Below are 14,104 nucleotides of genomic sequence, written 5' to 3' on the forward strand. Positions count from 1 at the left end.
CCAAAACAAAAGGAGCTGTTAGCTCCTTTTCTTTTTCTCGAGGCGTTTTAAGATTTTTACGGCATCTTCCTCGATAATCGTTTCACCGTGCTCTTTGAGAAAAGTATCCGTGGTCATGACAGATTCCCCAAATTCATCCAGTATCGCTTCAGCCAGTTTCTTTTTACGCGGGTTTCCAATATTGCTGATTGTCAGGTAATATTCACCCTCATATTGGAACAACGCGGATTGAAGCTGGAGAATCCCCGGCAAAAGACGGACTGCGGAAATAACATCTTCGAATTCTTCAAACAAATATACCCATTGCTTTTCAGACGCAAACTTCGGAGAAGGGCGTGGATTCTTTTTCTTTTCTCCAAAAGCGGTTTGAATAATATGGTTAATTTCCGCATCAATTTGTTCTTCCTGCTTAATTACCGTTATGACAAATTCATCTTCTGAAGCAACAGTAGCCTGGATCCAGAAAGGCTGATCTAAACTAAAGTCTACCTCATCTCTGGCTTTTGAAATCAATTCCCAAAAAAACTGTTCAGTTCTCGCGGAACGTTGAAACAAGTCAGCAAGAGATATATTGCGATCTGCGAGCTCGGTAAAGGAGATAAAAATGCGAACCGTATTGTCATTTACCTTAAGAATACGCATAAGTTCCACCTCTCCTTTCCATGGACGTGATTGATAAAAACACGATTGCTTAATTATATTATATCATGAGACGTCAATAATCAATTCCATTAAATGTCAAACATAAGCTATGCTATTATATGAAATTGTCAGCTTGTCGGGTTAATACGCTGCATTGAACTACCTGTTTTTTCTGGTGAAGATAAGTGACTTCCACTAAATCGTTCTTATGAAGCTTATGGAAAGCAGCCGCATTAATACTTAACGTGAGTATCTCTTCTCCGCTGCGTAAAATGAGCGTATACTGCTCAGCTTCCGCCGTGAGGCTTTCGATGACCCCTTTCGATACTGCAGGGTCGTTCAGCCAATCCTGATTGTAATCCATAAACATCAGGGAGTAAATAAAAACGATCAAGACCAGGAAAAGCGATTTGGCTGCAGCAAGAAATTTGCTGAAATAATTCTTTTCGGCCAACGCCTTTCTAAGTATAGAAAGACATTTTGTCCCTATAAAAATGCAGACAAGAAAAAGACCGCTCAAAGCCGGCCAACTAATTTTAAAAAGATATAAGTAATAGTCGATATGCACTGCTAATCCTTTTTCACTATCTTTTCTTTATCAGCGCCGCATTCGGGACATTGTTTTGGACGACATCTTCCTTCAGAGACCTTTTTGCATACACTGCATTCCCACAAAGCCATACTCAGATGCCCTCCTTTTCTAATTTAAAATGAATTCAATTTTAAATTAATATAAATCAATATCTGAAAAAAGTCAAGTTAGCCTACCAAGCCTCCAGCCACCAGTAAACAGGCAGGCGGAGCCAATCAGGCCAAAGCCTTTAAATCTTCCAGCTCATCGGTTCTAAAAATAAATGCCGGATCAAGCTGAACGATCAGTCTATCCGGGAGATTGACAATTCCTCCGATAAATGAGGCAGCAACCAAAGGAGGAGCCTGGACAACATTCTCGAGTGTCCTTACCTCAATGATCTCATCAACGGCAATGCCGACAACATTGTCATTAATTTTCATAATGATTGCAAAACCAGCCTCATTCCGGGACGGAATCGCAAATTTGGCATGCAGATCAATCAACGGAATTGCCTGACCTCTGATAATAATAAGGCCCTTGACATGTCTCGAGCACTGTGGTACAGGATGAACTTCTGTCAACTGAGTTATTTCCTGAACAGTCTCGATCGGGAGGCCGTATTCTTCGCTACCAAGTGAGAAAATGACGGATTGGGAGCCCATCGTAATCACCTCTTACACGTTTCTACTTTTTAGAAGCCGGTTAGACCTTTCCTATTTCATTGACGGCTTTCTGTAAAATTTCATCATTGGTTTGGACCACTTTTTGATTCGCTGAATACGAGCGCGTTACCTGAATCATTTTGACCATTTGCGCATTTAGGTCGACGTTTGATTCCTCAATAAAACCTTGTTCAACCCGGATGTTTTTCGGTGGTATCTCCGTAGGCTGATTCTGGCTGTTATAAAGACTCGTAAGTCCGTCACGATCCAGATCTTCCGCAGGGATGTTCACAATTGTAAGTCTGTCTATGACCTGGCTGCTCTCAGTACTGATAATTGTTCCATCCTGCAGAATGGTGAAATCGTCCGGCAAAGGGCCGATTGCTCCATTTTGACCAAGAACAAGATTACCGCCTGCTGTTCTGAGCATGCCGGAAGGATCAACCTGAAAATGTCCGTTTCTGGTATAACGTTCCCCGTCAAGCGTTTCAATGGCGAAAAAGCCGTCACCGTTAAGCGCCACATCAGTCATATTCCCGGTTTCCCGGATCAAACCGGGTTCTGTGCTGTATAAGACTTTCTCCGCGTAGACACCCGTTCCCATGATTCCCAGTGGAACATTTTCCGAAGGCTTATCACTGGTCGTAGAAGGGGTAAGCCTGCTGACCAGCAGACGCGGAAATGAAGTGACTCTTTCACTTTCCTCGAGATAACCGGGATTGTTCATGTTTTCAAGATTCCGGTCTATTGCCTCACTCTGTTGGTTATTCATAATCATACCTGAAGCTGCTGTATATAATCCTCTGAGCAAAAAACTCACGCCCCTCCAACGAACGTTTATTCTTGGATAGCTATTCTTGAATTGCCTGTTTCAGCATGGAAAGATGCATCGTCAGCATCCTGGATAATGAATTGTATTGAAGCGTATTTTCTGCAAGCCTGGTCATTTCGAGGTCAATATCCACGTTATTTCCGTCATTGCGGTAGGTGGTGTTCTCATCCTTAACTACAAAGCCGTCTGAAGTCAGCCCTGTCCCGATAATAGGGATATGGCCGGGCTCTGTACCGGATACTGCTGCTGTATTGTTCATGCTGTCCATCGTGGCCTGCAGGATTTTATCGAAACTAACATCTGATCTTTTAAAATCGGGCGTGTCATTATTAGCAATATTGTCGGCTAAGACACGCTGACGCAGTCCGAGTCCATCCAACCCGCCCTCGAGTAAATTAAAAATCGGACTATCCAGCCAACCTGCCATACTCATCTCCTCATCGCAATAGTTTGAACCGTCATCTCATCTTGATCCTGCCTTAGCCTTAATTCCACCTGATAGGCTCTTTGAATCTGGATCAGATCCGTCATCGAGCTTAACAAATTGGCATTGGATTTTTCCAGCATACCACTCTTAATAATTCCACAGCCGTCCTCACCTGGGACTTCTTCAACTGCTTTACCTGAAGCATCGGTAGACAGGAAAATATTATTGCCTGTGTGTTCCAAACCATTAGGGTTAGCAAATCGAAAAAGCAGCACTTTACCTAATTGAACTCTATTGTCCTGGCTTTCTTCATCATTAGAATTCTGATCATCAGAAGAGTACTCTGTATCCTCTTCTGATGTGGCTATTTTTACACCACTGATAATCCCTTTATCATCTATACTGATCTCTGAAACATCCCCGGGTATAGTAATCCGCGGCTCAAGCAGCATACCTTGGTTATTTACTAGGTTACCCGCACCGTCCTTGCTAAAAATTCCTGCGCGTGTATACCCTAGCTGTCCATTCGGCATTCTAACCTGAAAAAAACCATCCCCGACAATAGCCATGTCAAAATCATTACCTGAATTCGCAAGGTTACCCTGGCTAAAATCAAACCGGTTTCCGGTGTAGAGATTAATATTCAAAACCGGTTTTCCGCTTCCCGGCACACCACCATACAGAGCTATTGTATTGCTGTAATCCTGCGCATCATAGCCTTCTTCAACGGAGAGCAGCTGCGCTTTAAACCCTGAAGACAGATTATTGGCCATGTTATTACCGACCCGGTCTATTCTGCTTTGCAGGGTACGGAGATATTCTGTGGATACCTGCATATCCTTTACTCCTTTTACTCTTTCGTCGCAAAATAACATTCAAGCTCATAAATGTTTAAACATCTAATTCTCTGTAAAAGCCTAAATTCCTTTAATCTTTTGATTACATCTTTTTACTACATATACCATTCATAGCTGGATTATTAGTTCCGCTTCAAGTCGATCAGTTCCTGCAGAAGCGTATCGGATACCGTGATAACCCTGGAATTGGCCTGGAACCCGCGTTGGGTCACGATCATGTCCGTAAACTCCTGGGAAAGGTCAACGTTGGACATTTCCAGGTAATTCGGGATAATCATCCCGCGGCCCTTTGCTCCCGGCGAATCGATAGCGGCAGGTCCGGAGTTATTGCTCTCGGAGTAATAGTTATTTCCTTCTGCAGTTAAACCACCCGGATTCGGGAATGTCGCAATGGCGATTTTAAACATCGCCTTCGTTACCGAGTATATTCCGTCGGAATAAACGCCCGTAACGACACCATCCTGACCGATGCTATAGCTCGACAAGGTATAATCTGTATCTCCGGTAAGCGTTTCACCAAGCTTAAACTTGATGCCATTCGGAACAGGAGGATTTCCCCACGGATTAGCCGCATCAGGGGTAACCACAGCCGCTGTGGTCGCGTTTCCTGCAGTAACAGCACAGACACTGGTATACCCCTGAACCTTAGCGCCGGTTCCCACATTAATTAAAGTGCCGTCTTTATCAAAATCAAAATTACCAACGCGGGTGTACACATTGTTGGTCCCGGTATTCAAGACAAACATTCCTTCTCCCTGGATCATCATGTCGGTGGCTTTTCCCGTATATTGTGAACTGCCCTGGCCCATGACTTTATCCACAGAACCAAGGATGCTGCCTAAACCGATGCTGACGCCATTCGTCCCCCCCATCGTTGTTGTCGGCGCGGAAGCTCCGCGGATCTGCTGGCCGAGCATCGTTGCAAAACTGGCCCTCTGCCTTTTATAACCGGCAGTATTCACATTCGCAATATTATTACCGATGATGTCCATACTGGTTTGATGATTTTTCAGACCGGTAATGGCTGAATATAATGAACGCATCATAAGGCGCTACCTCCAATAATTATTTTTTATTCCGTAACGGGATCAGCGGTTCCGGCTTCTCTTATTTCCAGAATATCTTCCATACCCAGCGCTTGGTCGCCGATCATCAGTGTTAAAGAACCCTCCGACCATTTAACTGAGGAGATTGTTCCCGTGATTTTTTCTGTTTTCCCATCGGTCGTGATTTGCCCGACAACCTCTTTGCCGATCATCGCAGCACCTTGGGTAAGCAGCGATTGGCTGTTTAACGTAACCATACTTTCCTTCAATTCATCAATCGCCGTTGCCATATTGCCCATTTGTTCCAGAGAGCTGAACTGAGCAAGCTGGGCAACAAACTGGGAATTGTCCATCGGAGACATTGGATCCTGGTTTTTCAACTGAGCAATCAAAAGCTGAAGAAAAGCCTGTTTATCCAAAGCTGCATTGTCGGTACTGCTTTTGGTGTCTGTGGGTTTGGTTGTATCCGTCGTCGAACCGGCTACATGATAAACGCTTGCCATCGTTTCCTCCTCGTTTTAGACACTGACATTAATGCGATTGCCCTGTATATTTGAAGTCAGGTAAGAAGTAAACACCGGCAAAATACCGCCTGCCTCTTCTTGAAGGGTTAAGGCTGTCTCCTGCTGACTGCGGTAATTGCTCCTGTCCTGTGAAGACTGCTGGTCATTCTGACGGTAGCCCATTTCCAGCGTTCCGCACGAAACACCGATCTGGGCAAGACCGTTCCGAAGGTCCTGCAGATTGTTCTGGAGCAAAGATCCCGTAGCCTGCTCAGAAGCATTAAGGACCAGATGCAGCTGCCCATTCTCCAGCTTCATCGATACATTCAGCTTTCCAAGATCCTGCGGCTGCAACTGAATGGTGAGCTCCTTAATCTCTCGAGAATTCAGACCCTGTTTGTTCAGAATGTCCAAAACCTGGTTCCAGACCGAATTTGCACTAAGCGATCCTGCTTTCCCACTGCTTAAATCCGTCATTGAACCGGAAAGCGCCGCATCGGTCTTGTCTCCCGAACCAAAGATCTGGTTGGGGTCTATCATGCTGTCCATCGCGTGGTTTTGAGCGTCATCGGCCGCTGCCACACCGGTTAGGTTATCCTGGACTGCCGTGTCCAAATTGTCTGCTCCGTACTTATCTTGAATCAGAGATAATTTATCGGACAGCCAGTTAAGCAGCTTCGCATTCGTATTAAAAACGTTTGTTGCTTGATTATTCTGGTTTTTCTGTGAAATAATTTCCCCAGAAAGTTCTTTTAAATAACCTACTATATCATCCAACTCCGCTGGATCGAGAGAATTGGCTGTTGAACTAGAAATCCCTTTTAGTCCGAAAGCCTTCAGGTAATTCCCAAGGTGCAAACCTTCACCCTTAGCCATAATCTTATCGGGTTGCCCTGCTGATGAGGATAGAACCTCTTTCAAGGCTTGTTCAAGCATCATCCAGGCAGCATTGCTTTCTTTTAACGCTGAACCTGATACCCGGGAACTATTTTGGTCTCCGTTTGATCCGGAAGTGGCCTCCATGCCAGCCGGAAATAAATTTTGAAGAAATTGCAGATATGTGCCCAGTTCCGAAGCCATCCCGTCAGAAACGGTGTCTTCTCCGGAATTGGAATCCGAACGATCTCCCGCCACTTCTCCAAGCGTTTGTTCATCAGCCTTGCTGGAAGGATCCAAATTCTGCATAAAAAGCGCAAACAGAAGGTTGTTCTGGTCAATGCCCTTCCCTTCTTTTCCTGCTGCAGAATCCGTTTTTGCTCCTTCAACATTGACAGGCGTCAAAACTACATTCATCCTTTCACCTCCTTGTACTGCTATTCAATATATCGGCAAACTTTCGTCCGGACTTTAGTGTCTGTCAAATAAAAAAACCATTTTGTCCTCAAAAATGGTTTAAAAAATATTTTTTTTCTGTCTCCCGAGATAGCCCCGTAACCGTAAGATGGCTTGAGAATGAATTTGGGAGATCCGCGATTCCGATAAGTTCATCACCGCCGATATCTCTTTTAAAGTCAACTCTTCCCGGTAATATAAAGCGATCACCAGCTTCTCTTTCTCTGATAATTTCTCAATGGCTTCTGTCAAAATTTGTTTCTGCTCCTCTTTTTCGATCTGGCCGAACGAATCCTGCGAGCTCGGGTCGATGATCAAATCAAGAGGTGAACCGGTAATGTCCTCGTTATCATGGAAATTGGCATCTTCGATCGATACAAGTGTCATATACTGTCCCTGCAGCAAGGTCGCATTCAATTCATCAACGGAAATATCCAGATGCCGGGCTGCTTCTTCCAGTGTTGGGCTGCGTCCGAGCTGGTTTTCCAGCTGAGCATAACCCTGGGTAACCTGTTTAACCTTCTGACGGGCCGAATGCGGAACCCAATCCATCGATCTTAATCCGTCGATGATCGAACCCCTGATTCTTAACGTTGCGTACGTTTCAAATTTCACGCTGCGGGAAGGGTCAAATCTCTGAAGCGCATCCAGTAATCCAAATACGCCGTAACCGAATAAGTCTTCCTGATCAATATGTTCCGGCAGTGACATCGCCAGCCGACCTGCAATCCTCTTCACGAGCGGCAGGAATTTCTCTAAATGCTCTTCTGTCCATACAGCTTGTTTGGGTGTATTATATTGTCCTTGATACATGCGGCTTACACCTCCTTACTGATCATCACTCCAGCCCATTTTTCTGACAATCTCCGCTCTGGCCGCTGCATCCGGCAAATGATCCATCATCTGGTTGTTGATTTGGCCCGGAACCCGTTTTTTCAGTGACTGAAGGCTCTCTTTCGGCTGCCCCGTCTCGTAGGGAGCGTTATCGTCCTGACTTTCAGTATCCCCTAGGAAGATATCGATTCTGGAAGACGGTTTTTCTTCTTTAACCGGAGGAGCAACTCCGTTCCATAATAGAATAAGCCCTTTGCCTAAAAGATAAATAAATAAAAAAGCCAGTATGGTTCGGAGTATAATAGCAGGATAACGATAACCGTTGAAGATGGAAAACACCAGAACAATTCCGGCGCTGACAACTGACAGTCTGAATGCGTTTTCTTCAAGTTTTTTATCAGACTCCACCATTAGATCACCTTTTCCCCATGGTTAATCGTTCTCACATGCAAATCGCCAGATTGAATATCAAAAGTGATCGTCCGCCCGAAGCTGCCGCCAACGTCATAGACGAGCAGAGGAACCCCGACCTTCTTTAATTCCTGTTCCACTGCCTGCGCGTTGCGCTCTCCGATTTTCAAGAGCGGTGCCTTATTCCCAAACGAAAACATCTGAGACCCGCCGGCCATTTTGGCTTTGAGTCTCGATCTCATGACCCCTAACTTAAGCATTTCCTCAAGCATCATGGCCAGGCACGTATCAGCATACTTTGCCGGATTGCCCTGAAGGCTCTCCAAAGAGCTTGGAAGCATGATATGGGCCATTCCTCCGATCTGGGTTGACGGATCATAGACACATATCCCGATACACGAACCCAGGCCGGCCGTCATCAGCTTGTCAGGCGCTCTTCCTACTTTGTAATCAGCCATCCCTACAACGATCATCTTGCTCATATACCGAATACTCCTAATAATTTATCAAGTGAACCTTTATTCGGAATAAAGAAAAATTTTCCTTCCACCTCTTTAACTCCGGATAATTTCGTATCTATGATCAAAACGTCGTCATCGATCATCCCTTCTTCCAGCAGGACACCGTCAATCATCGCGCCGACCATGTCGATGGCCATGGCCGGAACGGACGGCTGAAGAAAAACTCCGGAAAACTTGGATAATGCAATCACGAAGGAACTAACCAGAATATTTCCGACTTCCTGCAGTGCCGACTGCGCCATTTCGTCCTCAAAAATATCCGGGCGTTCCGGAAGCGCAAGCAATTTCTGGGCAATAACCCTGGCGCTTTCAGTCGGCAGGACAAATATGGCCTTTCCGGGGGCATCACCTTCAACTTTAAGATAAAGGGCCACCTGGACCGTATCATACTCACCAAGCGCCTCGTTAAGCTTTTCGAGTGGCACAAGCCAAACTTTCGGAACGGACATATCTATTCTTGCCTGCAGCAGCTTAGAAAGTGATGTTGCCGCATGCCCGGAACCTATATTCCCAATTTCCTTAAAGGCTTCCAGCCTGATTGCAGATATCTCCATGTTCAAACCAATCCTTTCTTACGCATCTCTCGTTGCAGCTCAAAAACATAGGAAATGATTTTATCACGCATTCTTTCAGAAATCTCATAAAATTCCGCTGAAACCAGGAAAGCATTTTTTTCTTCTTCTTTCACGCAACGAACGACTATTGCCGGAATCTGCATCGCCGTATCCCCAATGACAGGTTCCACTACGACCAGCGTTTTTTCGGGTACACACCCTTTTGTCTGAAAAAGCAAACCGCCGCCGCTTAAATCATGCATAAATCCTTTCTGCTCAATCCCTAAACCTTCTTTTTCCACGGTCCTATATTGAAGAGGACTGACGACTTGGATCCTGACATATTTTCTTCTTTGAACTTTGAATATCTTTTCCGGAAATTCAATGATAAACGTTGGAATAGGCACAGAAAACCTTTTAATCAGAACGGTCGAAAAGGAATACGCCGACAGATCGTCGACAAATACAACTTCCAACGCGGTTCCCTCTCTGAGCGGAATAAACTGACCATCAACAACCGGTACCCCGATTGTTATGATTTTTTGCCCAACCTCTTCAACCCTGGTCTTATATCTGCCTTGATATTCTCCTTCAGGGACTACGATCTGGACACTTAAGCCCTCATAGATTTTGTCTTTATAGAGCACCTTCATCACTCCCCAAATAGCGCTCTGACCAGGCATATCATTTTCGTTTGACAAAAGACGTTATTTTAATTTCAACAGAGAAGAAATAAATCCTCTAATCCCGCTGTTTTGAGTCGGAGGCTGCATAAATACGCCCGCAACATTTCCTGCAATCCATTGGACGCATCGGTAAGCATAACTTTGAGGATCCAATAGCCCAACCGGCTTTTGTTCCATCACGGAGCGCCCGACTGACGGATCGTCGTAAACCCATCCCAATAAACTGATGGGCATACCCAAAAACTTCGTAACCGCATGCTCCAGTCTTTCATAGGCCTGCCTGGCTTCTTCCTCACTCTTGACCCGATTCACCACAATGTTGAGATTCACTTTTCCGGTCGGGCTTTTGATTGATTTGATCAGCCCATAAGCATCGGTCATGGAAGGCGGCTCCGGCGTCAGAACGAGAATGACATCGTCCGCAGCACTGATAAAGTTCAATACGGTATGTCCTAAACCAGCTCCGGTATCAATCAGCAGAATATCCGCCATTTTTTCGAGACGGCCAAGATTAACAAGAACATTTTTCAGCTGTCCCCTGTCCAAATTGGCGAGCTCTACCATCCCGGATGCTCCAGGCAATACTTTGATTCCTTTGCCAATCGGGTAAAGAATATCTTCAATTCTTTTTTCGCCGGTCAGCAGGTGCTTAATATTGTATTTCGGCGTGATCCCAAAAGCGACATCAACATTAGCCAGCCCGAGATCACCGTCCAGAATGATCACCTTGTAATTGTATTCAGCCAGAGCAAGGGCCAAGTTCACCACAAAACTGGTTTTGCCCACACCGCCTTTCCCGCTGCTGACTGCAATGACCCGCATATTTTTTGGTACCGTAACTTCTCTTTCACTCGCCATCTGCCGGAGTGTACTGGCCTGGTCATACATATGGATTTTCCTCCCCAAGAACGTACCGGGTAAGTTTCTCGGAAGTAGCTGCATCAATATCATCCGGGACATTCTGTCCGTTTGTTAAATAAGCAACAGGCAAATTGGTTTTTGCCAAGAGATCAAGTATGGAACCGAGAGAAAAGCTCTCATCCAGCTTCGTTAAGATCAGATGCGTGGATAATTTTTTAAATCTTTCATAGACTTTCATCTGGTCAGCCAGGTTGGTCGTAACACTCATGACAAGCATTGTCAGATCAGGTTTTGCCTTGTCCAGAAAAGCTTCCAATTCATCCATATGAAGATCGTGCTGTGGACTGCGTCCGGCTGTATCAATAAAAATAAGCTCTTTGTCGGCATGGATGTCAATCGCTTCTCTTAACCCTTCCGGCGTCATAACGACTTCAACCGGAACACCGATGATTTCTCCGAAAGTTCTGAGTTGTTCCACTGCCGCTACTCTGAATGTGTCGGCTGTTATCAGCGCGACCTTTCTTCTTTCAATGATGCTGAAACCTGCCGCAAGCTTCCCAATGGTTGTTGTTTTCCCGACTCCGGTAGGTCCTACCATCGCGACCACCAATGTCCTGGATTTGCTGGGCCTGATAACTTCGGTATTTGAACATAGCCGCTCTACTTGATTTTCCAACAGTTCAAATACTTTCACATTATTTTTCCATTGATCTTCGGCAAGATCGTTTTTAATAGGCTCGAGCAGTTCAGCGGCAGTTTCTCTGCTGGCCCCTCTATCCGTCATAAAATGGATCCAGTCAGAGTAAGGTTTGGATTCGGCACTGATGCTTACGTCCCCTTTGGTGATATGCCCTTTGATTTCTTTCAGAATCGTGTGCATTTGTTTGATTTCGGACTGGGCATCATAGGAAATACGCTGCTCTCTCGTGTTTTCATTTTCTTTTTCTCTGTAAGCTTCATAGGCCTTCTTTATCGCATCCGTATTAACGACCTTGACAGGTTCCTCCTCCGCTGGGTTCATCGCGGCATGGTTCGGCTGCCTATCTTCAATCGCTGCGGTAATTTCCACTTTTGTACGCGCAAAAAAACCCAGGAATCCGCCTTCTTTAATTTGGCGGGTCTGCAGAATCACTGCCTCCGACCCAAGATCCCGTTTGATCTTCCCCATTGTATCCGCCACATTGTCACCGATGAACCGTTTCACCCTCATTTAATCCAACACCACCATTCCAAGAGCCTGAACCTCTATTCCCTGTACAAGTTCATTATAAGACAAGATGACCAGGTGAGGAAGCTGACGCTCTGTCATTCTTTTTAAACTTATCCTGACCACAGGAGCACACAACATTACGGGATTGTGTCCCTGCAGCATGATTTTTTCCACTTGGGCACCTATTTTTTTTAAGAGCTTCTGCAAAACATTCGGATCAATATTTACGTAACTGCCATAGTCCGAAGGACGAAGGTTATCTAAAATCATCTGCTCAATCCTCGGTTCAAGCGTGAGTACCGGCAATTTTTTTTGAGGATTCAGGAAGGGCTGTACAATCTGGCGGGCCAAGCCTTGCCGGACATGTTCGGTAAGCCTGTCGATATCTTTTGTCAAAGGAGCACTATCCGCGAGCGTTTCCAGGATCGTCACCAGATCTCTGACCGATACCCTTTCCCGCAGCAGATTGCTGAGCACCTTCTGAACCTGCCCCAGGCTGAGCAGGTCAGGAATAAGCTCTTCAACGACTGCCGGCGACTGTTCCTTGGCATGGTCCATTAACTTCTTCACATCCTGCCGGCTGATAATCTCATGGGCATGCGTTTTAAGAATTTCCGTCAGATGGGTCGCGAGTACTGTCGGTGCATCGACGACGGTATATCCGGAAAGTTCTGCCTGCTCTCTGACCGACGCATTAATCCATTTGGCATCAAGGCCAAAGGCCGGTTCTTTGGTCGGAACGCCCTGGATGGAATCATCCTCGATCCCCCCGCTGAAAGCTAGGTAATGATCGGTCATCAATTCCCCGGAAGCAACCTCAGCGCCTTTCAGTTTGATCGTATACTGATTCGGCTGCAGGTTCATATTATCCCTGACCCTGATCACCGGAACGATAAATCCAAGTTCCCCAGCCAGCTGCTTGCGGATCAGAATAATCCTGTCCAAAAGATCCCCTCCCTGACCGGCGTCAACCAGCGAAATCAGCGCATAGCCGATCTCCAGCTCCATATGATCCATTCCAAGCATATTCATCACATTTTCAGGCTTCTTGGTCTCATCCATATCGTTTTTAACCGCCGCCGCCGATTCTATTTTGGCTGCCTGAGCAGTGCTGCGCTGAAGATAGTAACCCATGCCGGCAGTAGCTGCGGCAAACATCAGCATGGGTACCCGAGGCATACCAAAAATAGCAAGGGCTATCAATACCCCGGAAGTAATATAGAGCGCCTTTGGCGTCCTGAAGAGCTGTTTGGCTAGATCCTGGCCAAGATTACTGTCCGATGCGGCTCTTGTCACGATGAGACCTGTGGCTGTGGAAATAAGCAGTGCCGGGATCTGGGTTACCAGACCGTCTCCGATCGTCAGCAGCGTATAGGTGTATAGCGCGTCGGTGACCGCCATGCCCTTGGTTACCATCCCGATAATAAAGCCACCGATAATGTTAATCAGCAGGATAATAATTGCCGCAATGGCATCCCCTTTGACAAACTTGCTGGCCCCGTCCATCGCGCCGTAAAAATCCGCTTCCTGCTGGATATTGAGTCTTCGGGTCCTGGCTTCCTGATCCGTGATGATGCCGGCGTTCAGATCGGCATCGATGCTCATCTGTTTTCCGGGCATCGCATCCAGGGTAAAGCGTGCCCCGACTTCGGATACGCGCTCCGCACCTTTGGTAATGACCATAAACTGTACCACGACTAGGATGCAGAACACAATAAAACCGACAACCGGATTTCCCTGGATAACAAACTGTCCAAACTGCTGAATGACCTGCCCCGCGTGAGCCTCGAGCAAAATCAGTTTTGTGGTGGAAAGGTTCAGGGCCAGTCGAAACAGTGTCATGGTCAGCAGTAAAGAAGGCAGTACGGAAAACTCCAGCGGGTCCTTCGTGAAGACAGCCAGCAGAAGAATCAGGACTGACCCGGTAATGTTCAAGGTGATAAGAAAATCAAGCCAGCCTGCGGGCACGCCAAGGACCATGACGACAATAATGCCGACGATGCCGATGGCTACGATAATATCCGTATTTCTTGCTAATCTGCCCGCGCGAGTTGTCGTCGCCATTCTGCCGTATCCTCCTTTACTTAATTCTGTGTTTTCAAAAATGATCCTTGGATCCATTCAAAAAAACTTTTGGGGTAAGTCTCCGTGA

Annotated in this window: 18 protein-coding genes; all 18 read right to left on the bottom strand. The window is 46.0% G+C overall.

Annotation, left to right across the window (positions count from 1 at the left end; genetic code table 11):
• Nucleotides 1-18 precede the first annotated feature (18 nt).
• On the bottom strand, nt 19-642 hold the full coding sequence (locus tag DEHRE_RS10820; protein ID WP_019226163.1) for an adaptor protein MecA: 624 nt from the start codon (nt 640-642) through the stop codon (nt 19-21).
• Nucleotides 643-757: 115 nt separating this feature from the next.
• A complete protein-coding gene (locus tag DEHRE_RS10825) occupies nt 758-1,096 on the bottom strand; it encodes a hypothetical protein (RefSeq protein ID WP_242836949.1) in 339 nt (112 codons plus the stop codon).
• A 116-nt stretch (nt 1,097-1,212) separates the two neighbouring features.
• Complete coding sequence (locus DEHRE_RS15580; protein ID WP_019226161.1) at nt 1,213-1,323, bottom strand: RCKP-type rubredoxin-like domain-containing protein; 111 nt, start codon at nt 1,321-1,323, stop codon at nt 1,213-1,215.
• A 126-nt stretch (nt 1,324-1,449) separates the two neighbouring features.
• Nucleotides 1,450-1,878: a chemotaxis protein CheW gene (locus tag DEHRE_RS10835; RefSeq protein WP_019226160.1), complete on the bottom strand. Its 429-nt coding sequence runs from the start codon at nt 1,876-1,878 to the stop codon at nt 1,450-1,452.
• Nucleotides 1,879-1,918: 40 nt separating this feature from the next.
• Nucleotides 1,919-2,698, bottom strand: coding sequence for a flagellar hook-basal body protein (locus DEHRE_RS10840; protein WP_019226159.1), 780 nt, complete (start codon nt 2,696-2,698; stop codon nt 1,919-1,921).
• Nucleotides 2,699-2,729: 31 nt separating this feature from the next.
• Entirely contained in the window at nt 2,730-3,137 is a 408-nt protein-coding gene (flgB, locus tag DEHRE_RS10845) for a flagellar basal body rod protein FlgB (RefSeq protein ID WP_019226158.1), read from the bottom strand.
• A 2-nt stretch (nt 3,138-3,139) separates the two neighbouring features.
• Nucleotides 3,140-3,973, bottom strand: coding sequence for a flagellar hook-basal body protein (locus DEHRE_RS10850; RefSeq protein ID WP_019226157.1), 834 nt, complete (start codon nt 3,971-3,973; stop codon nt 3,140-3,142).
• A gap of 143 nt (nt 3,974-4,116) precedes the next feature.
• Entirely contained in the window at nt 4,117-5,040 is a 924-nt protein-coding gene (locus DEHRE_RS10855) for a flagellar hook-basal body complex protein (RefSeq protein ID WP_019226156.1), read from the bottom strand.
• A gap of 26 nt (nt 5,041-5,066) precedes the next feature.
• Complete coding sequence (locus DEHRE_RS10860; RefSeq protein WP_019226155.1) at nt 5,067-5,543, bottom strand: flagellar hook assembly protein FlgD; 477 nt, start codon at nt 5,541-5,543, stop codon at nt 5,067-5,069.
• Between the two features lie 15 nt (nt 5,544-5,558).
• Nucleotides 5,559-6,836 carry a flagellar hook-length control protein FliK gene (locus tag DEHRE_RS10865; protein ID WP_019226154.1) on the bottom strand — a complete coding sequence of 426 codons (1,278 nt, stop codon included), beginning with the start codon at nt 6,834-6,836 and terminating at the stop codon, nt 5,559-5,561.
• Between the two features lie 99 nt (nt 6,837-6,935).
• Entirely contained in the window at nt 6,936-7,688 is a 753-nt protein-coding gene (locus DEHRE_RS10870; RefSeq protein WP_019226153.1) for a FliA/WhiG family RNA polymerase sigma factor, read from the bottom strand.
• Between the two features lie 15 nt (nt 7,689-7,703).
• Nucleotides 7,704-8,120 (bottom strand): hypothetical protein, encoded by a 417-nt coding sequence (locus DEHRE_RS10875; protein ID WP_019226152.1) that lies wholly within the window; start codon nt 8,118-8,120, stop codon nt 7,704-7,706.
• The gene (locus DEHRE_RS10880) at nt 8,120-8,602 is read right to left on the bottom strand and encodes a chemotaxis protein CheD (protein WP_019226151.1); all 483 of its coding nucleotides are present in this window, start codon (nt 8,600-8,602) and stop codon (nt 8,120-8,122) included. The genes DEHRE_RS10875 and DEHRE_RS10880 overlap by 1 nt, the downstream gene beginning before the upstream one ends.
• Entirely contained in the window at nt 8,599-9,195 is a 597-nt protein-coding gene (locus DEHRE_RS10885) for a chemotaxis protein CheC (RefSeq protein ID WP_019226150.1), read from the bottom strand. Before DEHRE_RS10885 ends, DEHRE_RS10880 begins: the two co-directional genes overlap by 4 nt.
• Nucleotides 9,196-9,197: 2 nt before the next feature.
• On the bottom strand, nt 9,198-9,848 hold the full coding sequence (locus DEHRE_RS10890; protein WP_242837088.1) for a flagellar brake protein: 651 nt from the start codon (nt 9,846-9,848) through the stop codon (nt 9,198-9,200).
• 54 nt (nt 9,849-9,902) lie between these two features.
• Nucleotides 9,903-10,769, bottom strand: coding sequence for a MinD/ParA family protein (locus DEHRE_RS10895; RefSeq protein WP_019226148.1), 867 nt, complete (start codon nt 10,767-10,769; stop codon nt 9,903-9,905).
• Complete coding sequence (gene flhF, locus DEHRE_RS10900; protein ID WP_019226147.1) at nt 10,762-11,952, bottom strand: flagellar biosynthesis GTPase FlhF; 1,191 nt, start codon at nt 11,950-11,952, stop codon at nt 10,762-10,764. Before flhF ends, DEHRE_RS10895 begins: the two co-directional genes overlap by 8 nt.
• Nucleotides 11,953-14,016, bottom strand: a complete 2,064-nt coding sequence (flhA, locus tag DEHRE_RS10905; RefSeq protein WP_019226146.1) for a flagellar biosynthesis protein FlhA — start codon at nt 14,014-14,016, stop codon at nt 11,953-11,955. It abuts the gene before it with no gap.
• Nucleotides 14,017-14,104 lie beyond the last annotated feature (88 nt).

It is taken from the genome of Dehalobacter restrictus DSM 9455, assembly GCF_000512895.1.
In the GTDB taxonomy this organism is placed as follows: Bacteria; Bacillota; Desulfitobacteriia; order Desulfitobacteriales; family Syntrophobotulaceae; genus Dehalobacter; species Dehalobacter restrictus.